Annotated in this window: 24 protein-coding genes, 1 tRNA gene and 2 pseudogenes; 14 read left to right on the top strand and 13 right to left on the bottom strand. The window is 64.8% G+C overall.

All coding sequences use genetic code 11. The features are described 5' to 3' along the window. Window positions 1–104: 104 nt before the first annotated feature. Window positions 105–190 (top strand) — tRNA-Leu (locus tag IOC82_RS16670). Window positions 191–339: 149 nt separating this feature from the next. Beyond that, a pseudogene (locus IOC82_RS16665) lies at window positions 340–1103 on the top strand (IS5 family transposase). 60 nt (window positions 1104–1163) lie between these two features. On the opposite strand, the gene IOC82_RS16660 reads toward IOC82_RS16665, so the two are convergent. From IOC82_RS16660 to IOC82_RS16650, 3 genes and pseudogenes are all read right to left on the bottom strand, one after another. Further along, complete coding sequence (locus IOC82_RS16660) at window positions 1164–1796, bottom strand: DUF2238 domain-containing protein (protein ID WP_290547325.1); 633 nt, start codon at window positions 1794–1796, stop codon at window positions 1164–1166. 7 nt (window positions 1797–1803) lie between these two features. After that, window positions 1804–2415: pseudogene (locus IOC82_RS16655) on the bottom strand (SAM-dependent methyltransferase). Window positions 2416–2425: 10 nt separating this feature from the next. Then, on the bottom strand, window positions 2426–5170 hold the full coding sequence (locus IOC82_RS16650; protein ID WP_290547324.1) for a DUF2339 domain-containing protein: 2745 nt from the start codon (window positions 5168–5170) through the stop codon (window positions 2426–2428). Window positions 5171–5265: 95 nt separating this feature from the next. On the opposite strand from IOC82_RS16650, the gene lipB reads away from it, so the two are divergent. Beyond that, the gene (lipB, locus tag IOC82_RS16645; protein ID WP_290547329.1) at window positions 5266–5901 is read left to right on the top strand and encodes a lipoyl(octanoyl) transferase LipB; all 636 of its coding nucleotides are present in this window, start codon (window positions 5266–5268) and stop codon (window positions 5899–5901) included. Here lipB and IOC82_RS16640 read toward each other — a convergent pair whose 3' ends face one another. Together IOC82_RS16640 and mntR are read right to left on the bottom strand one after the other, a co-directional pair. Further along, window positions 5902–6384 carry a hypothetical protein gene (locus IOC82_RS16640; RefSeq protein WP_290547323.1) on the bottom strand — a complete coding sequence of 161 codons (483 nt, stop codon included), beginning with the start codon at window positions 6382–6384 and terminating at the stop codon, window positions 5902–5904. It lies immediately after the preceding gene. A 675-nt stretch (window positions 6385–7059) separates the two neighbouring features. Continuing rightward, a complete protein-coding gene (gene mntR, locus IOC82_RS16635) occupies window positions 7060–7500 on the bottom strand; it encodes a manganese-binding transcriptional regulator MntR (RefSeq protein WP_290547322.1) in 441 nt (146 codons plus the stop codon). Between the two features lie 80 nt (window positions 7501–7580). Between mntR and IOC82_RS16630 the strand changes: the two genes are divergently transcribed. The 5 genes from IOC82_RS16630 (at window position 7581) to IOC82_RS16610 (ending at window position 11885) form a co-directional block, all read left to right on the top strand. Further along, window positions 7581–8924: an Nramp family divalent metal transporter gene (locus IOC82_RS16630; protein ID WP_290547321.1), complete on the top strand. Its 1344-nt coding sequence runs from the start codon at window positions 7581–7583 to the stop codon at window positions 8922–8924. Window positions 8925–9115: 191 nt separating this feature from the next. Continuing rightward, entirely contained in the window at window positions 9116–9451 is a 336-nt protein-coding gene (locus IOC82_RS16625) for a hypothetical protein (protein ID WP_290547320.1), read from the top strand. A gap of 56 nt (window positions 9452–9507) precedes the next feature. Beyond that, entirely contained in the window at window positions 9508–9642 is a 135-nt protein-coding gene (locus IOC82_RS16620; RefSeq protein ID WP_290547319.1) for a hypothetical protein, read from the top strand. A 95-nt stretch (window positions 9643–9737) separates the two neighbouring features. Continuing rightward, on the top strand, window positions 9738–11288 hold the full coding sequence (gene guaA / locus IOC82_RS16615; RefSeq protein ID WP_290547318.1) for a glutamine-hydrolyzing GMP synthase: 1551 nt from the start codon (window positions 9738–9740) through the stop codon (window positions 11286–11288). A 132-nt stretch (window positions 11289–11420) separates the two neighbouring features. Then, window positions 11421–11885, top strand: a complete 465-nt coding sequence (locus IOC82_RS16610) for a hypothetical protein (RefSeq protein WP_290547317.1) — start codon at window positions 11421–11423, stop codon at window positions 11883–11885. 175 nt (window positions 11886–12060) lie between these two features. Here IOC82_RS16610 and IOC82_RS16605 read toward each other — a convergent pair whose 3' ends face one another. From IOC82_RS16605 to IOC82_RS16595, 3 genes are read right to left on the bottom strand one after another with little or no spacing between them, the layout of a single operon-like run. Further along, a complete protein-coding gene (locus IOC82_RS16605) occupies window positions 12061–13185 on the bottom strand; it encodes an ABC transporter permease (protein WP_290547316.1) in 1125 nt (374 codons plus the stop codon). Between the two features lie 2 nt (window positions 13186–13187). Then, the gene (rbbA, locus tag IOC82_RS16600) at window positions 13188–15926 is read right to left on the bottom strand and encodes a ribosome-associated ATPase/putative transporter RbbA (RefSeq protein ID WP_290547315.1); all 2739 of its coding nucleotides are present in this window, start codon (window positions 15924–15926) and stop codon (window positions 13188–13190) included. Continuing rightward, entirely contained in the window at window positions 15916–16905 is a 990-nt protein-coding gene (locus IOC82_RS16595) for an HlyD family efflux transporter periplasmic adaptor subunit (RefSeq protein ID WP_290547314.1), read from the bottom strand. The genes rbbA and IOC82_RS16595 overlap by 11 nt, the downstream gene beginning before the upstream one ends. Before the next feature lie 249 nt (window positions 16906–17154). On the opposite strand from IOC82_RS16595, the gene IOC82_RS16590 reads away from it, so the two are divergent. Next, entirely contained in the window at window positions 17155–17367 is a 213-nt protein-coding gene (locus IOC82_RS16590) for a SlyX family protein (RefSeq protein ID WP_290547313.1), read from the top strand. Window positions 17368–17373: 6 nt separating this feature from the next. Here IOC82_RS16590 and IOC82_RS16585 read toward each other — a convergent pair whose 3' ends face one another. Continuing rightward, window positions 17374–17823: a hypothetical protein gene (locus IOC82_RS16585; protein WP_290547312.1), complete on the bottom strand. Its 450-nt coding sequence runs from the start codon at window positions 17821–17823 to the stop codon at window positions 17374–17376. A 63-nt stretch (window positions 17824–17886) separates the two neighbouring features. Between IOC82_RS16585 and IOC82_RS16580 the strand changes: the two genes are divergently transcribed. Continuing rightward, complete coding sequence (locus IOC82_RS16580; RefSeq protein WP_290547311.1) at window positions 17887–18291, top strand: DUF1622 domain-containing protein; 405 nt, start codon at window positions 17887–17889, stop codon at window positions 18289–18291. Between the two features lie 55 nt (window positions 18292–18346). On the opposite strand, the gene IOC82_RS16575 is transcribed toward IOC82_RS16580, so the two are convergent. The 4 genes from IOC82_RS16575 to IOC82_RS16560 form a co-directional block, all read right to left on the bottom strand. Further along, window positions 18347–18781, bottom strand: a complete 435-nt coding sequence (locus IOC82_RS16575; protein WP_290547310.1) for a hypothetical protein — start codon at window positions 18779–18781, stop codon at window positions 18347–18349. A gap of 65 nt (window positions 18782–18846) precedes the next feature. Next, on the bottom strand, window positions 18847–19542 hold the full coding sequence (locus IOC82_RS16570) for a hypothetical protein (protein ID WP_290547309.1): 696 nt from the start codon (window positions 19540–19542) through the stop codon (window positions 18847–18849). 138 nt (window positions 19543–19680) lie between these two features. Continuing rightward, entirely contained in the window at window positions 19681–20481 is an 801-nt protein-coding gene (locus tag IOC82_RS16565; protein WP_290547308.1) for a hypothetical protein, read from the bottom strand. Then, window positions 20478–20903, bottom strand: a complete 426-nt coding sequence (locus IOC82_RS16560) for an ABA4-like family protein (protein ID WP_290547307.1) — start codon at window positions 20901–20903, stop codon at window positions 20478–20480. Before IOC82_RS16560 ends, IOC82_RS16565 begins: the two co-directional genes overlap by 4 nt. A gap of 106 nt (window positions 20904–21009) precedes the next feature. On the opposite strand from IOC82_RS16560, the gene IOC82_RS16555 reads away from it, so the two are divergent. The 4 genes from IOC82_RS16555 to panB are packed head-to-tail and all read left to right on the top strand — an operon-like array spanning window position 21010 to window position 23648. After that, window positions 21010–21624 carry a WHG domain-containing protein gene (locus IOC82_RS16555; RefSeq protein WP_290547306.1) on the top strand — a complete coding sequence of 205 codons (615 nt, stop codon included), beginning with the start codon at window positions 21010–21012 and terminating at the stop codon, window positions 21622–21624. A 40-nt stretch (window positions 21625–21664) separates the two neighbouring features. Beyond that, window positions 21665–22228, top strand: coding sequence for an NnrU family protein (locus tag IOC82_RS16550; protein WP_290547305.1), 564 nt, complete (start codon window positions 21665–21667; stop codon window positions 22226–22228). Beyond that, window positions 22228–22788 carry an NnrU family protein gene (locus IOC82_RS16545; protein ID WP_290547304.1) on the top strand — a complete coding sequence of 187 codons (561 nt, stop codon included), beginning with the start codon at window positions 22228–22230 and terminating at the stop codon, window positions 22786–22788. Before IOC82_RS16550 ends, IOC82_RS16545 begins: the two co-directional genes overlap by 1 nt. Window positions 22789–22829: 41 nt before the next feature. Beyond that, entirely contained in the window at window positions 22830–23648 is an 819-nt protein-coding gene (gene panB, locus IOC82_RS16540) for a 3-methyl-2-oxobutanoate hydroxymethyltransferase (protein ID WP_290547303.1), read from the top strand. Window positions 23649–24046 lie beyond the last annotated feature (398 nt).

Genomic DNA, 24046 nt, shown 5'->3' with positions numbered 1-24046 from the left:
CATGCGCTTAGGTCGAAGCGTGCCGGAAAAGACCCGACATAGGCCCGACGCGCGTGGCTGACATGAGCCGCAGGCCTGTGTAGAGGGACGAGACGACGACGGAAGGCCGCTTGCCGAAACTGGTAGACGGAAGGCACTTAAAATGCCTCGGGCATCGCCCGTGTGGGTTCGAGTCCCACAGCGGCCACCATCAAGATCTAGGTGTCTGTCCAGTGAGATATTGAATTATATGAATTGTTTGTGATTCAATGAAGGCGGCTTGATGCGAGGGAACCGCCGATGTGGACAACGGAAAATCGTGGACGATACGGCCGCAGCCTTTTACGCTAACCGAGCGATTTGACCAACGAGGAATGGAAGCTCGTCGAGCCGCTGATCCCGCCGGCCAAACGCGGCGGCGGCAAGCGTACGGTGAACATCCGCGAGGTCGTAAACGGGGTCATGTACGTTCTGTCCACCGGCTGCCAATGGCGCGCGATGCCGAAAGACCTGCCGCCGCGTTCAACCGTGCATGGCTAATTCGATTTGTGGGACTGGGACGGCACGCTCGATCGCATCCATCACGAGCTCTACGTGAAGTGTCGCGAAGCGATTGGCCGCGAGGCCAACCCGACAGCCGCAGTGATCGATTCCCAAAGCGTCAAAAGCGCTGAAAAAGGGGGCCTCATGATCCGCCGGGGTGCGACGCTGGTAAGAAGATCAAGGGTAAGAAACGCCACATCCTCGTCGATACGCAGGGCCTGCTGATCCACGCCGCCGACATCCAGGATCGCGATGGCGGCGAACTTGTGATGGCGGCGCTGTTCGGTATGTACCCGTTTCTGCTGAAGCTCTACGCCGACGGAGGCTATCAGGGACCGCTGTTTCGCGCCGCCGTCAAGAAACTCATGAAGCAGGTCAACGTCGAGATCGTCAAACGTTCCGGCGCCGTGAGAGGTTTCGTTGTCTTGCCGAAACGATGGGTCGTCGAGCGCACCTTCGCATGGTTCGGCAGGTGGAGGCGACGCGCGAAAGACTGGGAATGCCTGAACCGGAAGGGCCTCGCATTCCTGCGTCTGGCCTCGATCCGCCTCATGCTGAGAAAGCTATGCAATTCAGCATGATCTCTTCGAGAAGACTCTAAAGCAATCGTCTCACTTCTGTTTGATCCAGGACAGGGGGGCTCAGCCCGGCTGCCGGCGGCCCCGGGCGGCCGATAAGAGGGCGGCGGCGCAGAATGCCAGCGCACTGCCGAGGAATGCCAGCGCCATGTCCTTCTGGGTGTCCCAGATATCCCCCTGGAGGCCGAGGAAGGCGGAACCGGTTTCCGGATAGACCACCAGCACAACCAGCATTTCCATGATCTCGTAGAGTGCGGAGGCCGCGAGGATGAGGACGATGGCGCCAAGGCCAGCCTTGATCCCGGAGGGGTTCAGCCAGGCCTGCAGCACTTCGCGCAGGGGCAAGAACAACAGCAGTCCGAAACCGAAATGCACCAGCCTGTCGAAGTCATTGCGTTGCCTGCCGAAGGCGGCCCCTATGGACCGGCCCCAGGGCACCTCCGAATAGACGTAATGCGCCCCGGTCTGGTGCAGGGCCATGAACAGAAACAGCAGGATGCAGGAGGTGGCGGAAAGCGGGTGCCGCCGCCACCCGATCAGCAGCGCGGCGGCCAGGGCGGTGGGCAGGATGTTTTCGAGCAACCAGGCGAGGCGGTCGCCCGGCTGCCACGCCGACCAAACCCAAATCCCGCCGTAAAGGGCGCAAAGAAGAATAAGCAGACCCTTCCCGGGCGCCGCTGGCTGTTCGGTGCTCATGCGCCGCTCAATTGCCGCAACGCGAGCGGATTGGCAACTTGCGGTTCAGCGCGCGGATCGCCCTGATGCCGGCGTCCTGCTTCGCTGGATCGGCGACGTCGCCGTCCCCCAGCGCGTTGTCGATGGGCACGAGGCAGCCGGGACGGACGAGCTTCAGGGCGCTTTCGTAACAGGCGGCGTAACCGGACTTGTCGGCGCCGATCAAGGCGAGGTTGAAGCGGCCGGCCTCCCCCGCGGCGGGCGTCCGCGCGATCGCGGCATTGCCGCCATCGAGGTGAAGCCCGGCGCGGTCCGCCACACCGTGCTACTGCCAATAGAGCCGGGCAATGCCGGTGAACTTCTTCGACACGGCGGCGCAGGTAATGCGCTCCGCCCCGGCCAGCGCTAAGGCGAGGGAGGAATAGCCTGTGAAGGAGCCAAACTCGATCACCCTCCGGGCGCCCATCAGCTTGGCGGGCCGTCCCATGAAGGCCACCTGCTCCGGCCCGGTCTGCATGACGGCATCCGAGCCGGGCTTAGCCGTCCCGGCGCGCACCCCGGCGGGAATGGACGCCTCACGGGCAGCATGCGCCCCGGAACAAACGTCGAGCGCGCCAGCGGTTCCGGTTGTCTTTCCCATGAATTATTTCTTATTTCCTGACCTGCGGCAGTCCGTCCACGAAGCGTTGGTAGAGCCACCCGATGCCGACGAGGCAGAACCCAAGCCCGATGAAGCTGGCGATGCGCAGCAGACCATCGAGGTTCGACATGTCGCCAATGAACACCTTCAGAACCACCAGCGCCAGCACCGCCAGCCCGGCAAGCCGCACCGGTTGCCGGGCGAGCCTGATGCCCGCCACGAACAGCGCCAGTGCGAAGACCAGCCACACCGCCGAATAGGCATAGGTCTCGCCCAGCGACTGCGACCAGGGCGTCAACAGCGTGCCCTGAAAGAGGCGCTTCGTCTCAAGGGTGACGTAGGCGAAGAGCAACACCAGCGCCAGAACATGAGCCACGGGCCGGAAGGCCGCCCAGCCGACGACATCCAGCCGCCGCGCGATCAGCATGATGAGCGGAACGGGAAGCAGATAGGCCAGCAAGAGCGCATTGAAGACAGACCCCCCGGCGACGGGCTCGCCCGTCACCACTGGGTTGAACAGGAGCAGGCTGAACCCCACCACGCCCGACGCGGCCATGATCAGCAACACCCGCGCGCCCCACTGCGCGATGACCGAGGAGAACAGCCGCTGCCGGTGCATAAGGCCATAGGCCGCTCCGGCCCAAGTGAGGATGTGCGCCGCCATCTCAAGGAACTGCGGTTTCTCGTAAGCGATGCCGCCGGCGATGAGCACGCGGATTTCGAGCGAGACCAGCGAGATCATGAGGCCGAGGCTGAGGCCCTCCAGCGCCAGGGCGGCGCTGGCATGAGCGCTGCGGCGCAGCACCCGGCTGCCCGCATAGAACAGGACGGCGGGAAGACCATAGCCATAGAGCACCCAGTGCTCGCCCATTGGCAGGCCCCGGTCGCCGAACCACAGCTCGCGCGAGACGAAGAGGCGGAGTGCCGCGAGGCTCGCCAGCGCCACGGTGATGGGGCCCATGGCGCGCGGCTTCAGAGCGCCGCACATGAGTGCGAACGCGAATGCCAGCCCCGCCACGGCGAGCGTGAGCCAGATATCTTCGAGCAGCCGGCCAGCGGCCAGGACAAGCAGCGCTGCCGCAGCCGCGGCCAGAAGTCCGGCGCCAAGATCGTTGGCGCGTTGGCTGCGGCTCCAGCGCAGAACCGCGAACAGGTGAGCTATGGCCGTCAGTGCGAAGAGGAGCGCCCAAGTGCCATCGGCCAGCAGGAACCCGGCCCGGATCCATGCGCCCCAGAGGAAGAGCACGGACGAGCCTGCCGCCAGCGCCCCCCAAGGCCACGTGTTCTGCCGCCAGAAAATGCCGGAGATGCCGACGAGCGTAAAGGCGGCGCCGGAGCCCAGCATCCAATTGAGGAAGCGCTGACTCTGCGGCCCGATGAAGTTGCTCTGGCTCCACAGGCCCAGTTCGTTCAGCGCCGGGGCGCGGAAGGCAGCATCCCGCCAGCTCATCAGAATCGCCAACATCGCCAGCGCTGCTGCCGGTGCGAGCAGTTCCAGCATTGGTTTGCGCCAGGCGAAGAACGTGATCAGCGCCAGCCCGAGCGTGAACAAGAATAGTGCGGCGCCGCTGTGGGCGCTCGCCAAAACAAGCCCGGCCAGCAAAACGGCGGCGGCGGCAAGACCTGCCAGGGCGATGTTGATCGCCGGATGAAGCGCCTCCGCCAGGGGGCGAGGACCGCTTTCATCGCGCAATATGCGGGGACCTTCAATCGCCAGCATCGCGGCGAGCCCCATGGCCAGCGCCGAGAGGCCGACCGGCCAGACATCCGCCGCCGTAAAGGGCCCATTGATCCACAACAATCCCCACAGCAGCGTGCCGCCAATGGCGGTATAACCGAGCCACCACCAGTTCCGCCCGCGCAGCGTCAGCAGCGAGGCCATGAGGATGATGAGAAGATAGGGAAACAATCCCCAAGCTGAGGGCTCCGAGGATGAAATGAGAGCCGGTGTCACATAAGAACCGAGCAGTCCGAGTGCGGCGATGAACGGCCCTTGCCAGCGCGACAGGACGATTGCCCCCAGCCCAACGGCGGCGAGGCCGAAGAAGGCCGGCGCCGGTTGGACGATTTCGTAGAGCGCGTAAGCGGCATAGATCGACCCGAAGAGCATCGCCAGGCCCGCGGCAGACAGTGCGGCGGGCACATAGTTGGGCGCCGATCCTTCCGCCAGCTGCGCGCGGCGCCTGAGCCACTCGCCTGCCCCGACCAAGGCCAAACCCGCGAGCAGCCCGAGCATAATCTGCAGCACCGGCGGAATGAGCCCGCTGTCATAGGCATATTTGACGAAGAGCAACCCGCCCATCGCAATGGCCACGCCACCGATCCATACGAACCAGCGGCCAGCCAGCGCCTGCTCCACGTCGGTTCTCTCGGCGGGCTGTGCGGCGGGCTTTTCGCCACGTTGTTGGACGGGCTGTTCGAATGTCCTGGTCGAGGAGGCCGGCTTCCAATTGGAACCGCCGCGCGGCCAGTTGGAGGCTGGAATGGCCAGCGGATTAGCGTCTCCAGCGGCGCTCTGAAGCAGCGCTTCGCCGGGCGTTGACGGAGGTGTTGCCGTGGCAGGCTCGACGATGGGCTGCGCGGCGGTTTCCAACGGAGGTCTGAGCGCGGCTGCCAGAACCTTGTACGACTCGGACAGCCGTTGCAACTCCCGCGAGAGGCCGGAAACGGACCGTTGCAGCTCTGCCGTCCGCCGGAGGGCAACCCAAGCCGCTATGGAGGCGGCGATCGCGACCAGAAAGAAAAAGCCATCCATTTTCCGTTCTCCTTGCATCCAATCCTATCGGTTGCGTGACGATTGCGAAACTGGGAAAAGCGGACGTGGCCGCGCGCGACGACATACGACTCTCGCTGAGATCTATCGATCCCGTCACCTGGGAGGTGGCGGATGGGCCCGTGCCCTATCCGGAGGCCATGGCGAAGATGGACGCGCATGTGGACGCGATCGCCAGGGGCACGGAGCAGGAGCGCATCTGGCTGCTGGAGCATCCGCCGCTCTACACGGCGGGCACCTCGGCGCATGAGGAGGACCTGGTGGAACGCGGGCGCTTGCCTGTGTTCAAGACCGGGCGCGGCGGACAATACACCTATCACGGCCCCGGCCAGCGCGTGGCCTATGCGATGCTGGACCTGAAGCGCCGCGGCGGCGACGTTCGGGCCTTCGTGGCGGCACTCGAGCAATGGGTGATCGACACGCTCGGCCAGTTCAACGTGACGGGCGAACGGCGCGAGGACCGGGTGGGCGTGTGGGTGAGGCGCGGCGCGCGCGAAGACAAGATTGCCGCCATCGGCATCCGCGTGCGCCACTGGGTGACGTTTCACGGCATTTCGATCAACGTCGAGCCGGATCTTTCGCATTTCTCCGGCATCGTGCCCTGCGGCATCCGCGAGCACGGGGTGACGAGCCTCGTCGACCTCGGCTTGCCTGTGACCATGGCCGGCCTCGACGTGGCGCTTCGGAAAACCTTCAGGCCGATCTTCGGCTGACTACTGCTGCATCGTATCCGGTTGCTGCTGGCCTTGGTCCGGCTGTTGGCCTTGCTGCCGCTCTTCCGGCTGCTGCTTCGCCTCCGGAAGGGGTGCTGCTTTCATCGGCTTGAGGCCCAAGTCCTCGCGCGCCTTGTTGATGAAGGGGCTGCAGACACCGCGCTCGAAATAACCGTTGAAGGCGACGAAAGGCGTGGCCAACCGCGCCTCCGGATGGTCGCGGTAAAAGATATTGATGGCCTGGGCCACCATGGCGCCCTTGAGCTGCAGGCCGATGCCGCAGGCGCGCAAGCCCATGGCCCGCGCGGCCGTGTATTTGTTGTCGGCGGTCACCACCGACTGCACGTCGAAGATCGCCATGGCATAGGCTGCCTGGCCCTCCGGGCCCAGGCGCCGCCATTCCTCGGCATTCTTGATGAAGTCGGCGCGCGCCGGGGCGGCCAGCGTCAGGACAGCGAGAGCGGCAAGCGCGAAACGATGCATCGGAAACTCCATCTATCGGGCCTCTCTTACGGCGCAACCCCCGCGTCTGTCCAACGCCATGCTCGAACTGTTACATTTCTTGTTACATAAGACGGGTTCCCCAGCATCACCCAGCAGCAGAAAGCGATCCATGAAACGCCATCATGTTCCCTCAGACCCCAGAGCGTGGAGATTCACCCCCGAGACATCAGGTGTATCCCGTGTGAGTACCCCCGTTTCTGCTGATTTCTGTGTCCATGGGGCCGGGGCACGGTTTGCGGATTGGAGTCCGCCGCGCCACCGGTCGCATCGACGGCGGTGGAACATGGACGGAGAGAACGGGTTGGAACCGCGTGCGACGGAGGCCAGGGCGCGTTCTGATCTTGTCAACAATCCCTTCTTCGGTGGCGTCGAAACTGGTCTGCAGCCGGATAGGTTGTGCGAGCGGCCTTCCGCGGTTGACCGTTTGCGCCAGTGGCGGACCGCGGTCTTGCCGGCACTGTGTTCCCTGGCCACTTCGGCGGCCGATGTGGTGATCGCCTCGATATAGGCCCTGACCCTCGGGGTGGTGGTGGCATTAGGGTGCCGCTTGATCAAAATGAGAGGTGTTCCTGACACCAAGACGGTCCCATGACCACACCCGGACGATCAACCCAACCATCCGGGACGCGACACTCCGGTACGACGGCGGATAGATTACATCACCTTCCGCGCCAGAAAGCGTGCCATGGCCCGGAGCGTCGCTTCGCTCACGTGGTGCTCGATGCCTTCGGAATCGATCCTCGCTGTCTCCTCCGGAACCCCCAGCGCCAGCAGGAAGCCCTCGACGATCTTGTGCTTGCGGCGGCCGTCCTCGGCCATCTTCCAGCCTTCGCCGGTGAGGAAGATGGAGCGGTAGGGTTCCTGGGTGACGAGGCCTGCGTCCTGCAGGCGCTTCATGGTCTTGACCACGGTGGCGTTGGCGACGCCCAGCCGCATGGCGACGTCCGAGCCGCGGGCCTCGCCCTTTTCGTCGATCAGGTCGGCGATCAGCTCCACATAGTCCTCGGCCAGTTCGGAGGAATGATCGGCCCTGATCCTCTGGAAGGCCGCGGAGCGTATCTTGGACGGGCCTGGTTTTCTTGTCCTCTGCGGCAATGGGGCCTCCTCGACGATTTGACAATTAGCCCATTGCAATAGGTTTAGCCAATGCTAAACTTTCCGGTATGGCCGACCGCGTGAGCACATCCGCCGAATTGCCGGAAGGAACGGGCTGGCGCCGCAGCCGGGGCGAGCCGCCGCTCGTCGATGTTTTCCGCACCGTGCGCGTGGCGGACAAGGGTTCGCTCTTCCGCCGTGCCATGGCTTTCGCCGGTCCCGGCTTCCTTGTGGCGGTGGGTTACATGGACCCCGGCAACTGGGCCACCTCCATCGCCGGCGGCGCGCAGTTCGGCTATGCGCTGCTCACCGTGGCCCTGATGTCCAACATCATGGCCATCATCCTCCAATCGCTGTGCGCGCGCCTGGCAATTGGTTCGGGCCGGGATCTGGCGCAGGCCTGCCGCGATGCCTTCCCGCGGCCCGTGGCGTGGATCCTCTGGCTCTTTGCCGAGGTGGCCATCATCGCCACAGACATCGCGGAGGTCGTTGGCACCGCCATCGGCCTCAACCTGCTGTTCGGCATTCCGCTGGAATTGGGCGTCATCATCACGGCGCTGGACGTGTTCGTGATCCTGTGGCTGCAGAGGTTGGGCTTCCGCTGGATCGAGGCCTTCATCATCACGCTCTTGGGCGTGATCTTCCTGTGCTTCCTCGTCCAGATCGCGCTGGCCGACCCGGACTGGGGGCAGGTGATCCGCGGTTTCGCGCCGACGACCGACATCATCCACAACCCGGCCATGCTCTATCTGGCGCTCGGCATCATCGGCGCCACGGTCATGCCGCACAACCTCTACCTCCACTCCGGCATCGTGCAGACCCGGGCCTATGGCGAGAGCATCACCGAAAAACGCGAGGCCCTGCGCTTTGCCACCTGGGATTCGACGGTGGCGCTGATGTTCGCGCTGCTGATCAATGCCTCGATCCTCATCCTCGCCGCCGCCACCTTCCATGCCGCCGGCCAGACCACGGTGACCGAGATCGGCGAGGCGCATTCCATGCTGGCCCCCCTCGTCGGCTCCCTTCTGGCGCCGAAGCTGTTTGCCATCGCGCTTCTCTGCTGCGGCCTCAATTCGACCGTTACGGCAACCATGGCGGGACAGATCGTCATGGAGGGGTTTCTCGACATCCGGCTGCCCGCATGGCTTCGCCGCCTCATCACCCGCGTCGTGGCTATCGTTCCGGCGGCGGGGGTCACCCTGTATTACGGAGCGGAAGGTACGGGCATGCTGCTGATCCTGAGCCAGGTCATCCTGGCCTTTCAGCTGCCCTTCGCCATCGTGCCGCTGGTGATGTTCACCCGCGACAGGGCCAAGATGGGTGTCTTCGCTGCGCCGGCGTGGCTGACCGTTATCGCCGCCGCCATCGCCATCATCATCATCTCACTCAACGTCAAGCTGCTGTGGGAGGTCGCTTTGGGCTGAAACCGGCCTAAACTTGGGTTTAGAAAGCCGCGTCCGGGGTTCAGAAAAGCCCGGTTAAACTCCAGCCCAATGGCTCTTCGGCAGTGCAGCATGTAATTCCCGGCCTGTTCGCTGATGCGGCGAACGACTCAGGGCGGAACTAACCGCCCCTGAGTCACCATAAATCAGAACAATTTCGGGAATTGAACAACATGAAGCGAGTTCTCCTTGCTCTTCCGCTGCTGGCCCTGGCTTCTTCCGCCTTCGCGGCGCCGGGCCTGACCGTCACCAACCACAGCGGCCTCCCCATCGACGAGCTGACCGCTTCGCCGGCCGGCAAGAACGCCTTCGGCGCCAACCTGATGGACGGCGTCAAGGAAGGAGCCCTCGATGACGGCAAAACCCTCACCATCGCTGCCCTGGCCGATGGCAAGTATGATTTCCAGCTGTCCGCCCCGGATGAGGGCGTGCTGTGCACGATCAGCAACGTCACCGTGAAGGGCAGCAAGGTTACCTTCACCCAGAAGGAAGGCAAGGCCTGCAAGTAGGGCCGGGCGGACAAGTTGCGGGGCGCCTGACCGGGCGCCCCGGCGCCGCAGCCGGCATGATCAATGCCCGCCAGGCAGAGATGAAGATCAACATGAAGGCCATGAAGGGCCTCGTGCCGATGCTCATGGGCGAAACCAAGTATGATACCGCTGCCGTGCAGGCCGCCACCAAGTCGATTGCCGATGCCTAAGCGGAAGGCGTGGCGGATTACATCTCCAGCCTGAAATAGCGGGGCAGGGCCGGGCGCATCTTGCCGACTCGTGTCCTCTTCCTTAATAGCCCCGCATGCAAGACCGTATCCTCATCATCGACTTTGGCTCCCAGGTCACCCAGCTCATCGCCCGGCGCATCCGGGAGGCGGGGGTCTATTCGGAAATTGTGCCCTTCCAGTCGGCAGACAAGGCGCTGGACTGGCCGGGGCTCAAGGGCATCATCCTGTCTGGTGGCCCGGCTTCCGTGCATGAGGGCGGCAGCCCCCGCGCACCCGGCCGGGTGTTCACCCGCGGCCTTCCCGTGCTCGGCATCTGCTATGGCGAGCAGACCATGTGCGCCCAATTGGGCGGCAAGGTCGAACCCTCGGACCACCGCGAATTCGGCAAGGCCTTCGTCGAGGTGAAGGAGCCCAACGCGCTGTTCGACGGCGTGTGGGAAAAGGGCGAGCGCCACCAGGTTTGGATGAGCCATGGCGACCGCGTGACCGCCATCCCGCCTGGCTTCAAGGCCATCGCCACGTCGGAGGGGGCGCCCTTCGCGGCGATCGCCGACGAGAAGCGGCAGTTCTATGCGACGCAGTTCCACATGGAAGTCGTCCACACGCCGGACGGCGCGAAGCTCTTGCGCAATTTCGCCCTCGACATCTGCGGCTGCGGGGGCGACTGGTCGATGGCGCATTTCAAGCCGGAGATGGTGCACAGGATCAAGAAGCAGGTCGGCCTCGACCGGGTGATCTGCGGCCTTTCGGGCGGTGTGGACTCCGCCGTCACCGCGGTGCTGATCCACGAGGCCATCGGCGAGCAGCTCACCTGCATCTTCGTCGACCACGGACTGATGCGCCTCAACGAGGCGGACGAGGTAGTGAAGCTGTTCCGCGAGGCCTACAACATCCCGCTCGTGCATGTGGATGCCTCGAAGCTGTTCCTCAAGGAGCTCAAGGGCATCACCGACCCGGAGAAGAAGCGCAAGATCATCGGCAAGCTGTTCATCGATGTTTTCGAGGCGGAGGCCAGGAAGATCGGTGGTGCGGCCTTTCTCGCGCAGGGCACGCTGTATCCGGATGTGATCGAGAGCGTCTCCTTTACCGGGGGCCCCTCCGTCACCATCAAGTCGCACCACAATGTGGGTGGGCTGCCTGAGCGCATGAACATGAAGCTCGTCGAACCCTTGCGCGAGCTGTTCAAGGACGAGGTGCGGCTGCTGGGCAAGGAACTGGGCTTGCCGCCGCATTTCGTCAGCCGCCACCCGTTCCCCGGTCCGGGCCTCGCTATCCGCATTCCGCATGACGACATCACGGTTGAGAAGCTCGACATCCTGCGCAAGGCCGATGCGATCTATTTGGACGAAATCCGCAGGGCCGGCCTCTATGACGCCATCTGGCAGGCCTTCGCCGTGCTGCTGCCCGTGCGCACCGTGGGTGTCATGGGCGACGGCCGCACCTATGACCGCGTTCTGGGCCTGCGCGCGGTCACCTCCACCGACGGCATGACGGCCGAGAGCTACCCCTTCGACCACGCCTTCCTCGCCCGCGTGGCAACGCGCATCATCAATGAGGTGAAAGGCGTGAGCCGCGTGGTCTATGACGTGACGAGCAAGCCACCCGGCACGATCGAGTGGGAGTGAGGGCAACGGCGGCTGGGAAGCGAGTGGGTCGCCCTCTGGCATATGCTTTCCATGCCCGGTCGGATTGACATTTTCGGGGATCTGAGCAAAGGTTTTGATTCTTAGCCGGGTTCGATCGCGAGGATAGATTCCATGGCAGCCAAGAAATTTGCGGCCAAGAAGCCCGCAGTAAAGAAGCCCGCAGTAAAGAAGCCAGCTGTGAAGATTCCGGCGAAGCCGCCGGTACTCCAGTGCCGGTGCACCTGCGAGCCGACGGTTCTAAACGTGGCTGTTTTCAGCGGCGCGCAGGTCGCGGCGGGAGGAAACGTGATTGGTCCGGTGGGCGGCTTGGACCTGTCCGGCTACCGTGATTACCGGCTGGTGCTGCGGATCGATGGTCCACCCAATTCCACCTTCAAGATCAATGAACTTTACGGACCCGCGGGAAGCGTGCAGCAGCTGAACATCGACATTGGCGACGGCACGACAGATCAGTTCGGGGGCGCCAACTACCGGAAGGTCTTCGATGTTCTGGGACCCAAGTGGTTCTTTATCCGGGTGTTCAACGAGAGTGCCGGCGTCATGACGGTCAATGGCAGCATCTACGCCGTCAAGTAGCCGTAGAGGGGAAACCCGCACCGCGTGACGAAACTGCTTATGGGGCGCTTCCCGCGTTGAGTGCAAGCACCGTGCATTACGTTTCGCCGATCAGCCGGCGCGCACTTCATCCGCCGCGCCGATGTCAGTTTGTATTACGTCCGCCATCGTGCCGTGTCCGTTCCCCGCCCATGTCTTAGCCCTGCCGCGCCAGCATGCCGCGAAAACGGGCGAGCGCGACCGTGAACGCGATCGTGCCGAAAGCTGCGAGCGCGAGGAATTGCGGCCAGACCACGCCGATCCCGGCGCCACGAAACAGGACGGCGTTCGTGACGTCGACGAAATGCACGGTGGGCGATCCCTGCATCAGAAATCGCAGTTGCGCCGGCATCGAGTCGATCGGCGAATTCGCGCCCGACAGCATGACCAGCACCAGGAACACAGGCGTCGCGAGGAGACCGAATTGCGGCATCGAATTGGCGATCGTCGCAAGCAGGATACCGAGCGAATTCGTGGCGAAGAGATAGAGCAGCGCGCCGAGCAGGAACAGCGGAACGGACCCGGCGATCGGTACCGTCAGGACGCCGCGCACGACAAGCATGAGCGAAAGCGCGGTGGCGACGAGCACCACAAGCCCGTTCGCCGCGACCTTAGCCATGGCGATCTCGGAGGCGCGCACCGGCATCACCAGAAGATGCTCGATCGTGCCATGCTCGCGCTCGCGGATGACGGCAGCCCCGACAAGCAGAATCGACATGAGCGTGATCTGCTCTATCACCGACATCAACGAATTCTGCCAGACGCTGTCGAGATTCGGGTTGAACCAGGCGCGGACGACGATCGCGATCGGCAGATCGGCCTCGATGCCGCGGCTCTTCAGAAAGGCGAGGACCTCGTCGAGCACGATGCGCTGGATGTAGGAGTCGCCGATCCCGGCCTGCGCCATGGCGGTTGCGTCGACGTCAAGCCTCAATTCCGGTCGCCGACCGCGCAGCAGGTCGGCCTCGAAGCCGGGCGGAATCTCAAGCGCGAAGCTGAAACGGCCCGAATCCATCGCCTGGTCGAGATCGGAGCGGTCGATCAACACCGGCGGGCGAAACCAGGGCGGCCGCAGCGCCGCGCTGATCGAGCGCGAAAGCGTCGAATGGTCGCCGTCGATGATGGCTATACTGGCGTCGCGCACCTCGATCTCGACGCCCGTCGCTTCGGAATACACGGTGAAGGAGAAGGAATAGACCAAGAACAGCAACAGCACGGTATCGCGCCCGAGGCTGGCGATCTCCTTGCGGCCAAGATACCAGACATTGCGGAGCCAGCGCATTCTCACCGCTCCTGCTTTTTCAGGACCAGGCTCGCGGCCACAAGGAAGACAAGGCCGAAAAGCGACAGGACGGCAAGGTCCGTCGCCAGCGCCGCAAGGCTCCTACCTTTGGCGAAGACGCCGATGCTGATGTTCTGAAACCACAGCGAGGGAAACAGATGGCCCATCCAGTAGCCGAACCCATCAAGCGCGGCCGCTGGAGAGAGATAGCCCGAAAACTGCAGCGCGGGCACGACGACGATCACTGCGGTCGCGACCAGAGCGGCGACCTGGGTGCGCGCGAAGCTTGAGACGAGAAGACCGAGCCCGGACGTGGCGAAGACATAGAGAAGACCGCCGAGCAGCAGCGCCGGCATTGACCCCTTCGCAGTCAGGCCGAATTGCAGCACCGCCAGCGCGATCAGCGACAGGAAGCTCAGGAAGCAAACCGCGACATAGGGAATCTGCTTGCCGATCAGGAATTCCACAACACGGGCCGGCGAGACCCGGAAATTGCTGATCGAACCAATCTCGCGTTCGCGCACGACGGCGAGCGCCGTCAACATCGCCGGAATCAGGGCAAGAACCATCATGATACTGCCGGGTACGATGGCAAAGACGCTGCGAAACTCCTGATTATAGCGATAGCGCGACTCGATCCGGAACGGCAGGACCTCGGCGGGGCGGGCCGGCGTTTCGGCCGTCACGCGGGCCATCAGGCCAAGCATCACGCTTTCGAAATAGTTGCGCACTGTCTCCGCCTCGAAGGGTTTCGCGCCGTCCTGCACAAAGGCGACCTCCGGCCTGAGGCCCTGCGCGAGATCGCGCCCGAAGCCCGGCGGAATGTCGATGACAAGCACGACCCTGCCCGAAGCCAAAGCCTGCCCGGCATCATCCTCGGTGGAGAGCGGCGGGTGCGCCTCGAACCAGGGCGAGCTGCTGAATTCCTCGATCAGCTCGCGGCTTGCGGCGGTCTGGTCGCGGTCGAGCGCGGCGAAGGCGACGTGGTCGACGTCGAAGCCAATGCCATAGCCGAAGGCGAACAGAAGCAGCATCGGGCTGGCAAGGGCGAAGACAAGCCGGATCGGATCGCGCAGCAGTTCAACCGTCTCGCGCCGCGCAAAAGCCGCGATCCGGACAAGCGGCGCGGCGAGGCCGTGCCGCGGTGGCGGGCCGGGCGGCGGAAGTTCGGCGGTTTCGGCCGGCACTTCGGCAGGTCCTTCGCCAGCCTCGATCGCGGCCTTCTCCAGATAGACCGTGAAGACGTCCTCGAGCGAGGCCGCGCCGGACCGCTCGGCCAGTTCGGCCGGCGTACCGATGGCGATCACCTTGCCGGCATGCATCAGCGAGATGCGATCGCAGCGTTCGGCCTCGTTCATGAAATGCGTCGAGACAAAGATCGTCACGCCGCGGTCGCGTGACAATTCGACCATTCTGCGCCAGAACAGGTCGCGCGCCGCAGGATCGACGCCGGACGTCGGCTCGTCAAGGATCAGCACTTCGGGCTCGTGCAGGCAGGCGGCCGCAAGTTGCAGGCGCTGGCGGATGCCGAGCGGCAGCGATTTCGGCAAGACACCGGCGAAGTCCGCGAGGTCGAACCGGGCGAGCGCCGCCTCGACGCGCGGGCCGATCCCCGCGGCCGGAATCTGGTAGAGCTTGCCGTGCAATTCGAGATTGGCGCGCACGCTCAGCTCCTCGTAAAGCGAGAAACCCTGCGACATGTAGCCGATGCGCAGCCGCTGTTCGAGACGCGGTTGCGCGATCGGCTCGCCGAGAAGTTCGGCCCGCCCCTCGGTCGCCGGCAAGAGGCCGGTGAGCATCTTCATCGTCGTCGTCTTGCCGCAGCCGTTCGAGCCGAGAAAGCCGAAGATCTCGCCGCGCGCGATGGTGAAGCTGACATGGTCCACCGCGACGAAATCGCCGAAGCGCCGCGTCAGCCCTTCTGCGACGATCGCCGGCCCGTCGTGCCGTTCGATCCTTGGCGGAATGACAAGGGCGTCGCCACGCCACTGCGGATCGGACAGCGCGCGAAACGCCGCCTCTAGGCTCGCCTGGCCGGTGCCGGCGATGACCTCGCGCGTCGGACCTGCGGCGAGGATCCGGCCACGATCCATCATGACAAGGCGTTCGAAGCGCTCCGCCTCCTCCATATAGGCGGTCGAGACGAGCACGGTCATCGATGGCCGGCCGGCGCGAAGCGCGCCGATCAGCGCCCAGAACCGGCGGCGCGACAGCGGATCGACGCCGGTGGTCGGCTCGTCAAGGATCAGCAGATCTGGATCGTGAATCAGCGCGGCGCAGAGCGACAGTTTCTGCTTCATGCCGCCCGAAAGCTTTCCGGCCGGCCGGTCGAGAAAGGGCGAAAGGCCGGTCGCATGCGTTAGCCGCGCGATGCGCGCCGCGCGATCCGCGTCGTCAAGCCCGTGCAGCCGGCCGATGAAGTCGATATTCTCGAGGACGGACAGCGTCGGGTAGAGGTTCCGGCCGAGCCCCTGCGGCATGAAGGCGATGCGTCCAAAAACGGCCTCGCGCTCTCGCTTCTCGCCCATGCGCGCGCCGAGCACCGTGAGTTCGCCCGACTGAAGGGCGCGCGCGCCGGCGATCAAGCCAAGCATTGTCGATTTCCCGACGCCGTCAGGGCCGACGACGGCAGTGAAGGAAGCGGCCGGGATCGTCAGCGAGGCCTGGTCAAGCGCAAGCGTCGCGCCGTAGCGATGCGAGACAGACGAGGCGACGACACATGCTGCGGCGTCAATGGGCATCCGGCAGCCTCACAGCGAGCTTCTCCGGCCACGCCGCGGCAGGATCGAGCCGGACCCATGCGTCGCCCGTCAATCCGGCCTTGATCTGGTCGCGATAGGTTGCGAGAAGCTCAGGATCGGCGGAGAGCTTGACGCGATAGACAAGCTTCTGACGCTCATCGCTCGTCTCGACCGTCTTTGGCGTGAATTGGGCTTCCGACGCGACGAAAGCGATGCGGGCGGGAAAGACATAGCCCGGCGCGGCGTCGAGCACAATGCGCGCCTCCTCGCCGATCGCGAGCGCCCCGGCCTCGCCGGCCGGCAGGAACACAGTCATGTGCACGTCGGAAAGGTCGAGCACGGTCGCGACCCTCTCGCCCGCGCCGATCACCGTTCCCGGCTGGCCGAGGCGGTATTCGACCCGGCCCGACACCGGCGAGACCAGTTTCATTTCGGCGATCACCACCGCGAGCGCGGCGACGCGCGCCTCCGCCGCCTCCTTAGCCGCCTCGGCGTCGCCGACGGCGGCTCTCGCCGAATCGACTGCGGCGACCGCGACGTCGCGCTCCGCGGTGCGCCGGTCGACATCGGCGACGGTGCCGGCGTCGCGGCTTTCGAGATAGCGCGCCCGCTTCAGTTCGACCTCGGCGAGCCCGGCGTCGGCCACCCGCTGTGCCGCTTCCGCCTCGGCGCGGCGGATAGCCTGCGCCGCCTGCCGGGCCAGCGCCTTGGCCTCTGTGAGCCGGGCCTCGATCTCGCTCGTGTCCATTTGGGCGACGACCATGCCCGCAGTCACGGGGTCGCCCTCGTGGACGAGTATGGAGGCGATGCGGCCGTCATACTTCGAGGCGATATCGACGCGCGCGACCTCGATGCGGCCGTTTGCCCTGGCGAAGCCCACCAGCGTCTCGCCGCCGAACCAGCCGGAGAACCACGCCCAGGTGGCGAGCGCGGCGGCCAGCGCGGCGGCGGCAAGGATCGCCGTGGTTCGGGGTTTCACGCTATCGCCTCCATCGGCACGGCGCCGACGCGCAGCTCATCCGCCGCGCCGATGTCAGTTCTCATTGCCTCCGCCATTGATCGCGTCCCTGCCACGGCGTGCAACACTATCCTGCAGAAGAGGCGCGTGGAAGCAGATCTTGCGGGCGCATCCGCAGCCTGCGGACACAGGCGGAGTATGCGGCATTGCCGATGGCAATCCGCGCGGGAATCGGCTGGAATGCCCGTGTTGGCGCAGCAGGAGGGACCGATGGCCGATCTGGGACAACACGCCCGCATGGCCGATCTCGAGCGGCGCATTGCCGAGCAGGACAAGGTGATCGCCGACTTGAACGACATGGTGGTGGCGCAATGGCGCAAGATCGACAGCCTGGAACGCCGCTTGGGCGAATTGCGTGACGAATTCGATGCTGCGGCCCTGGGCCGGCCCGGCGAACGTGAACCGCCGCCGCCGCATTATTGAGCTTGCCTATTTCTGCACCGGCAGGAGCCGCATCCGGCACATGCCATCGGCCCAATCCCCATCTTCGAGCTTGGTCTGCGTGAAGGAAAGGACCTTCCAGGGAACATATTCGCCGTCCTTGAGGCGGTAGCCAAGGTCTTTCATCCTTTGGTCCCATCGGCCGCCGTCCACCAGCACCCGGCCGTCGTCCAGGTTCTTGAAGCAGGGAAAGTCAATCACCTTGGCCTCGGGCCTTGCCCCATAGGCAGGAAGCCCGCCAAGAAGCAGCACAAGACTTATGAGACGGAGGCGGTGCATCGGAAGAAATTTCGCCAAGCTACTGCGGCCTGTCAATGGAGCATGCGGCTTTGGCCGGATCCGTTGCGCCAGCCTGAAGCCTGCGGGCAAGCTCACCCGCCATGCCATCGGCGCGGCCGGTTTCACGCAGGTCTTGCATGCGGTGAGCTGAGAGGACATGACTCAGGTGCTGCTGGCGGTGCGACTGCCCAGCGGCAGGATTTCCGTGCTCAAGGACAGCCGATGCCCTACGATGTGATCAAGGAACTGACCCTTCTCCTCTCCACCATCACCGAAGGCGTGGCAGCTTTCGTTATCGCCGTTGCGGTGATCGAGGCCGCGTTCCGCACCCTGCTCGTCATCCTGCAGAGCTTTTCGGGCGGGGAGGCCGCGTCCGGCCATGAGGCGAAAGAGGACGTGCGCCTGAGGCTTGGACGCTGGCTGGCGCTCGCGCTGGAATTCCTGCTCGCCGCCGATATCCTGCGCACCGCCGTGGCGCCCAGCTGGTCGGAGATCGGCCAGCTTGCGGCAATTGCCGCCATCCGGACAGCGCTGAACTTCTTCCTGCAGATCGAAATCGACCGGGCGGAACAGCGCAAAGCCACCCCGCCCGAAGTCCGCGCCGGTCAGCCCTTCGCGGGGAGATGACCGCCTGACGGCCGTTCTCCATGCCGACGGTCCGGCCGCGCCGCCGCTGCCCGGTCTACCAGTTGCGCGCGGAGAAGATGTAGAGCCGCAGCGAGCCGTTGCTGCCGATCTGCGCGCCGGCCACCTGCGAGGGCTTGACGCGGTTCTTGGCCAGTGCCGCGGCCGTCACCGGGTTGGCGGCCAGGTTTTTTTGCAGTTTGGCCACGCCCGCCGCGTTGCGCTGGGTCATGATCCTGAATTCCTGCCAGTCCGGAATGTCGCCGCTGAGCATCGGCACCGTCGGCACGTCGAGGCGGATGACGCCGACGCTCGGCACCTTCTTGATGCCGGGAATCTGGTTGGCCCGTTTTCCGGCCATCTGAATCGCGGAGGTGGCAGATTGCGCGTCGATGTTGGTCACCTGCGCAAGCGCGGCAGGCGCTGCGGCCGGAAGGATCGCGGCGGCGGAAAGCAGAGCGAGAGCGAGGGGCAGGGCCCCGAGGGACTTCATGGCAACTCCGGCAGATGATCAGACAACAGTCTAGTCGGCGCAGCGAAGCCGTTCAAATTGAAATTTCAAGGGCCGGCGGCGTGCAGCGATTGCAGGGTCATGGCCGGGTCGAGATTGCGGATGCCGTCGATCGCTCCGTGCAGCATATTCTTGAGCTGCGGCCGGAGCCGCGGCGGCACGTCGTTCTCGTCGCCCAGCAGGAAGCTCCGCAGCGAGAAGCGGCGGTGCGACATGATCGCCCGCAATTCGCCCTCGACCTTGTCGATGACGATCACCGGACCCGGCACGCCTTCGGGAAGCGAGGTTCCCACGGAGCGGTTGACGACGGGCGCCAGCAGGTCGGGCGCCAGCATCTCCTCCAGCGCCACGGCGGTCTTGAGCGAGGCCGGGTCGCGGTCGACGACGAAGAGGATGCATAGCCGGAGGCCCATGGCGGCGGCCTTCCCGTGCAGCCCGATCGCGCCCGCCGCCTCGCTGAAGCGGGCGAGCTGGGCGCTTGGCACGTCGATGACATAGTCGCGCCCGGCGCGGGCCAGCAGGATGCCGAAGAGCTTCGCCCGGCTGTTCTCGTCGCCCATGTCGATCAGCGCGGTGCGCCCGGGGAAATAGGCTCGCAGCGCGCCCTCCGGGGCGCTCAGGTCGAAGCAGAAGGGGTCGCGCTCCGCGATCAGCAGATGGTCGACGAGGATGCGGGCGAGCAGCGTCTTGCCATTGCGGCCGCGGTCCGAGCAGACGATGTAGATGGTGGGCGTTACGGGCATTCGACCGGTTTCAGACATGGCGCCCGTCGGCAGGCAGGCTGATTCCTGCCCGCAACGGAAGCCGGGAATTTAGCATGCCGCTCGCCGGTATGCGCTTGGTAAATGCCGCCTCCCCCGGGGCGGCGGCAAGGCGTTTTGTCAATGCAGCGGAATGAGCGGGATGCCGGCAAGACCCAGTCCGAAACTGCCGATGGCTGCCGCCACCGTCAGAATGCCGGCTGCCAGGGTCAGGCGCTTGCTGCCTGTCAGCGCGGCGGCCGGCACGATCTGGATGAGATGCAGCGCGAAGAAATGCGCCGGCCGCAGGTCGCCCCCGGTGGTCGACCAGTGGAAGAAGGGCAGGCCCGTCGCATCGGTCTGGTCGCCGCCGACCCAGTGCGTTTCCATGGCGCTCAGCATCCCCGCGGTGACGATGGTGAGCGGGGCCGAGATGATGAACGACCAGCCGACGGCCCTGGCGAGCAGCGTCGCCGGCCCCTGGCGAAGAACGAGCACGCCGATCCAGGCGGTGAACAGCACGAAAGCAACCGCGCCAAACCCCATCAGCGAATAGGCCACCGCGCCCCACGGCGTTTCATTGTAGTGCGAGGCCTCTAGGCGCGCGGCGCGGAACGAGATGTAGGACGTCTCGAAGACCATCATCGCCACCATCAGCCACGCGAGGGTCCTTATATTGACGCTGGCGCGGGTCTTCTCCGGCAGCAGCAGGAGCGCCGCCGTCACGGTCAGGAAGTGCAGGCCGACGGAGCCGAAGAACTTGGCCGGCTTGATCCACACATCGATGCCGTTGAACAGCCGGTGGTCGATCTGCGTCAGTCCGAGGCAGACGGCGCACAGCACGAGGAAGGCGATGCCGGTGTTCCACATGGCGGGGTTGGCCCGGCGCAGATCGGAAAGCGAGGCCACGGTGGGGCGAAGCGTGGGGGAGAGAGAGGTCACGATGCGGTTTCCTTCCGGGTGAGAAGCAGGGCCTGCGCCAAGACAAAGCCGATGGGGCCGAACAAGAAGGCCAGAGGCAGGATGGGAATGAGCACGAGGCGGTTGATCTTCGCCTCCATGATGCGGCGTGACATGAGCGCGCCGACGAACAGGTCATAGGCCAGGTAATGAACCCAGCCGGCAAGCGCCACCCAGGGCCAGGTGAACAGCTTCTGCACGCTGGCGAGGTTGTCGAAGCCGCCCTCCGCGTCCCACCAGAACACTGCGATGAGCACGGTATAGGCGGCCGCCAGCACGAGGGGAATCCACTGCCCGGCGATGCGGTCGCGCAACAGCGGCTTGTTCAGCACGATGCCGAGGATGAGAACGAGCCAGCCCGCCAAGGCAAGGTAGCCGGCGAGGGAAAACATTGTTTCGGGCATTGCAATCCTCCTTGTCCGATGCCGAAGAGGCCATCCTATGTCAGACAAATTGACGTCGTCAACATAAATCTTGACAGTGTAAACAACCTATGCGAGAGAGTGGTCCATGCGGCGCGCAGCACCGGACAAGAGGCCCTACCACCATGGCGATCTGCGCGAGGCCCTGGTGCAGGCCGGCATCGACATTCTGACGGAGGGTGATCTCGCCGGCTTCACGCTGCGCGAATGCGCCCGGCGCGCCGGGGTCTCCCACGCCGCGCCCAAGAACCATTTCCCCACCGTCGACCATCTGAAGGCCGAGATCGGGGCCCGCGGTTTCGAGCAGATGCACCGCGTGCTCGCGGCGGCGGCCGATGCCGCACTGTCACAGTCGGCGGACGCCCGCCTCATCGCGATGGGCAAGGCCTATGTGCGCTTCGCCACCGCCAATTCCGCCGCCTACAAGATGATGTTCCGCGACCGGGACAGTTTCGAACGCACGCCGCATTACGTTGTGGCCGCGGAGGCGGCATGGGTGCAGCTTGGGGAAGCGGTCGCCGCCGTCATCGGGGTGGAGCGCGGGGACGTCGATGCGCGCGCCGCCCACGTCTTCGCGCTGGTCCATGGCTTTGCCAGCCTCGTCATCGACGGGCGCTTGCCGCCCGGACTCGAGACCGACCGGGTGATCGCGCAGAGCCTCGCAAGCCTGCCCGCGGCGCTTCGCGGGCTTGGAACGCCCTGAATATTCTGGCACAAGCGGCGGCGGGAGAAGGAAACACGACATGACTCTGCTCTATATCGGCAGCCTGCTGTTCGGCGGCACGCACCTTTTCGGCATTCTGTTTCCGGGGCTGCGCGACAGTTTCCGCGCCCAGATGGGGGAAAAGCGCTGGAAAACGTTATTTGGTCTCGTTTCGCTCGCCGGGCTGGCCTTGATGATCGCCGGCTTCATCCAGGCGCGGGCCGCGCCGGACGTGATCTACGACGGCCTTCCCGGCCTGAAGCATCTCACCATGCTCATGGTGCTTCTGGCCTTCATCCTGATCGGCGCCTCGCATGGCAAGGGATATCTCAAAAAATGGCTGCACAACCCGATGTCGATCGGCATCGTGCTGTGGTCGGCGGGCCACCTGCTGGTCAATGGCCGCCGCGCCGACATCTGGCTGTTCGGCGCCTTCCTCGTGGTAGGGCTTGCCGACATCGTCATGTCGGAAATCCGCGGCAAGCGGCCGGAGTATATTCCGCGCGTGCGCTCCGATGTCCTGGCCGTGGTCATCGGCATCGTGCTTTATGCCGCGTTCCTCTTCGGCTTCCACCCTTATGTTCTCGGCATCCCGGTGGTGTGATGCTGTTGCTTTCCTTCGGTGTTTTCTTCACGGCCGCGCTCCATCTCGTGGCGGCCGTGCCCCCGCTCAAGCAGCGCATCAAGCAGCGGGTGGGCGACAAGGCCTATGGCCCGGCCTTCGGCATCGCCTCGCTCCTCGGCATCCTGCTCATCGTGCTGGGCTGGCGCGCCGCCGGCTTCGTATTCGTCTACGAGCCGCCGGAATGGGGGTGGATTGCCAACGGCGTCCTCACGCTCATCGCCTTCGTCTTCCTCGGCATCTTCCTGTTCCGCGGTTCGTGGCGGCGGAAGCTTCGTTTTCCCATGGCCTTCGCGGCGGTCTTCTGGGCCACGGGGCACCTGCTTGCCAATGGCGACATGGCCAGCATCATCCTGTTCGGCGGCTTCCTGATCTATGCCGTTCTGCACATCCTCATCGGCACGGCAAACGGCGTGAGGCCGTCGCCCGTGGTGCGCGAGGGCCACAACCTGCTTTCTGTCCTCGGCGGCATCGCGCTCTATGGCGTGATGACCCAGCTCCATATGGCGCTGATCGGCGTTCCGGTGTTCCAGCTCAGCTGACGCACTTGCCCGCATGATGTTGCGGTACTAGGCTCCGGCTCATGTCGCAACATGTTGCCATGCGCCGCCTGACGGCGCCCGAAATCACCGCCCGCAAGGGCAAGGACCCCATCGTCTCGCTCACCTCCTACCACGCCCACACGGCGGCGATTGCCGACAAATATGTCGACTTCCTGCTAGTGGGGGACTCGCTGGGCATGGTGATGCACGGCTTCGAGTCCACTTTGCCCGTGCCGCTCGACCTCATGATCCTGCATGGCCGCGCGGTGATGCGCGGGGCCAAGCGCGCGCTCGTCGTGGTCGACATGCCCTTCGGCTCCTATGAGGAGAGCCCGGCCCAGGCCTTCCGCAACGCCGCCCTGGTGATGAAGGAAACCCAGTGCGGCGCAATCAAGCTCGAGGGCGGCAAGCGCATGGCGGAGACCATCCGCTTCCTCTCCGAGCGCGGCATTCCGGTGATGGCGCATATCGGCCTCACGCCGCAGTCGATCAACATCCTCGGCGGTTTCAAGACGCAAGGCCGCACGAAGGAGCAGTGGGCCATCATCGAGGAGGATGCCCAGGCCGTCACCGAGGCCGGCGCCTTCGCCGTGGTGCTGGAGGCGATTGCCGAGCCGCTCGCCGCCAGGATCACCAGGTCCATCGCCATTCCCACCATCGGCATCGGGGCATCGCCGGCTTGCGATGGCCAGATCCTGGTCATGGAAGACATGCTGGGCCTTTCCCCGCGCGTGCCGAAATTCGTGAAGGAATTCGGCAAGGTGGGCGCGGCCATCGAGGGCGCCATCCGCATGTATGCCGAGGATGTGAGAAGCCGCGCCTTCCCCGGTCCTGAGAACACCTATGAGATGAGGGACTAGCACCCCTGCCATGATCTTGCCGCCACTGGGCGGCACGAGGGTCATCCGGAGTGAGGATTCCGATCACGCCGTTGCAGGCCGGCACGGGCAAGACCGGGGCCATGCTGCCGGACGTCGACCCGCGAGGGCCGTTCCGGGACATGGTGGCGATTCCCGCAGGCCAGACTGTCAGCCCGGCTTCACAGGCGGCAATCTCGGCTGCCGAGAGGTACATTCTTTGGTTGTATAATATGCGGAAACGAGCCTTTATTGTACATTAGAGCATCGGGCGGTCAGATTGAATCTGAAGTCTTCCCAAATCAGTTCTGGAGTGATTCAAGGTAAGCGGAGGTGACCGCCATGCCTAAACCGCTATCGAACGATCTGCGCTTGCGTCTGGTTGAGTGTGTTGAAGCCGG

Origin of the sequence: Aestuariivirga sp. (genome assembly GCF_020252395.1) — a bacterium.
Classification (GTDB): domain Bacteria; phylum Pseudomonadota; class Alphaproteobacteria; order Rhizobiales; family Aestuariivirgaceae; genus Aestuariivirga.
The sequence above is the reverse complement of the archived record's forward strand: the minus strand, read 5'-3'. Positions and strand labels throughout refer to the sequence as shown.

Excerpts from the sequence above, each read along its gene's own strand:
- IOC82_RS16660 (WP_290547325.1), bottom strand. The coding sequence starts at position 1,796 with ATGAGCACCGAACAGCCAGCGGCGCCCGGGAAGGGTCTGCTTATTCTT.
- IOC82_RS16650 (WP_290547324.1), bottom strand. The coding sequence starts at position 5,170 with ATGGATGGCTTTTTCTTTCTGGTCGCGATCGCCGCCTCCATAGCGGCT.
- IOC82_RS16640 (WP_290547323.1), bottom strand. The coding sequence starts at position 6,384 with ATGCATCGTTTCGCGCTTGCCGCTCTCGCTGTCCTGACGCTGGCCGCC.
- IOC82_RS16625 (WP_290547320.1), top strand. The coding sequence starts at position 9,116 with ATGAAGCGAGTTCTCCTTGCTCTTCCGCTGCTGGCCCTGGCTTCTTCC.
- IOC82_RS16620 (WP_290547319.1), top strand. The coding sequence starts at position 9,508 with ATGATCAATGCCCGCCAGGCAGAGATGAAGATCAACATGAAGGCCATG.
- guaA (WP_290547318.1), top strand. The coding sequence starts at position 9,738 with ATGCAAGACCGTATCCTCATCATCGACTTTGGCTCCCAGGTCACCCAG.
- IOC82_RS16610 (WP_290547317.1), top strand. The coding sequence starts at position 11,421 with ATGGCAGCCAAGAAATTTGCGGCCAAGAAGCCCGCAGTAAAGAAGCCC.
- IOC82_RS16605 (WP_290547316.1), bottom strand. The coding sequence starts at position 13,185 with ATGCGCTGGCTCCGCAATGTCTGGTATCTTGGCCGCAAGGAGATCGCC.
- rbbA (WP_290547315.1), bottom strand. The coding sequence starts at position 15,926 with ATGCCCATTGACGCCGCAGCATGTGTCGTCGCCTCGTCTGTCTCGCAT.
- IOC82_RS16590 (WP_290547313.1), top strand. The coding sequence starts at position 17,155 with ATGGCCGATCTGGGACAACACGCCCGCATGGCCGATCTCGAGCGGCGC.
- IOC82_RS16585 (WP_290547312.1), bottom strand. The coding sequence starts at position 17,823 with ATGTCCTCTCAGCTCACCGCATGCAAGACCTGCGTGAAACCGGCCGCG.
- IOC82_RS16580 (WP_290547311.1), top strand. The coding sequence starts at position 17,887 with ATGCCCTACGATGTGATCAAGGAACTGACCCTTCTCCTCTCCACCATC.
- IOC82_RS16575 (WP_290547310.1), bottom strand. The coding sequence starts at position 18,781 with ATGAAGTCCCTCGGGGCCCTGCCCCTCGCTCTCGCTCTGCTTTCCGCC.
- IOC82_RS16570 (WP_290547309.1), bottom strand. The coding sequence starts at position 19,542 with ATGCCCGTAACGCCCACCATCTACATCGTCTGCTCGGACCGCGGCCGC.
- IOC82_RS16560 (WP_290547307.1), bottom strand. The coding sequence starts at position 20,903 with ATGCCCGAAACAATGTTTTCCCTCGCCGGCTACCTTGCCTTGGCGGGC.
- IOC82_RS16555 (WP_290547306.1), top strand. The coding sequence starts at position 21,010 with ATGCGGCGCGCAGCACCGGACAAGAGGCCCTACCACCATGGCGATCTG.
- IOC82_RS16550 (WP_290547305.1), top strand. The coding sequence starts at position 21,665 with ATGACTCTGCTCTATATCGGCAGCCTGCTGTTCGGCGGCACGCACCTT.
- IOC82_RS16545 (WP_290547304.1), top strand. The coding sequence starts at position 22,228 with ATGCTGTTGCTTTCCTTCGGTGTTTTCTTCACGGCCGCGCTCCATCTC.
- panB (WP_290547303.1), top strand. The coding sequence starts at position 22,830 with ATGTCGCAACATGTTGCCATGCGCCGCCTGACGGCGCCCGAAATCACC.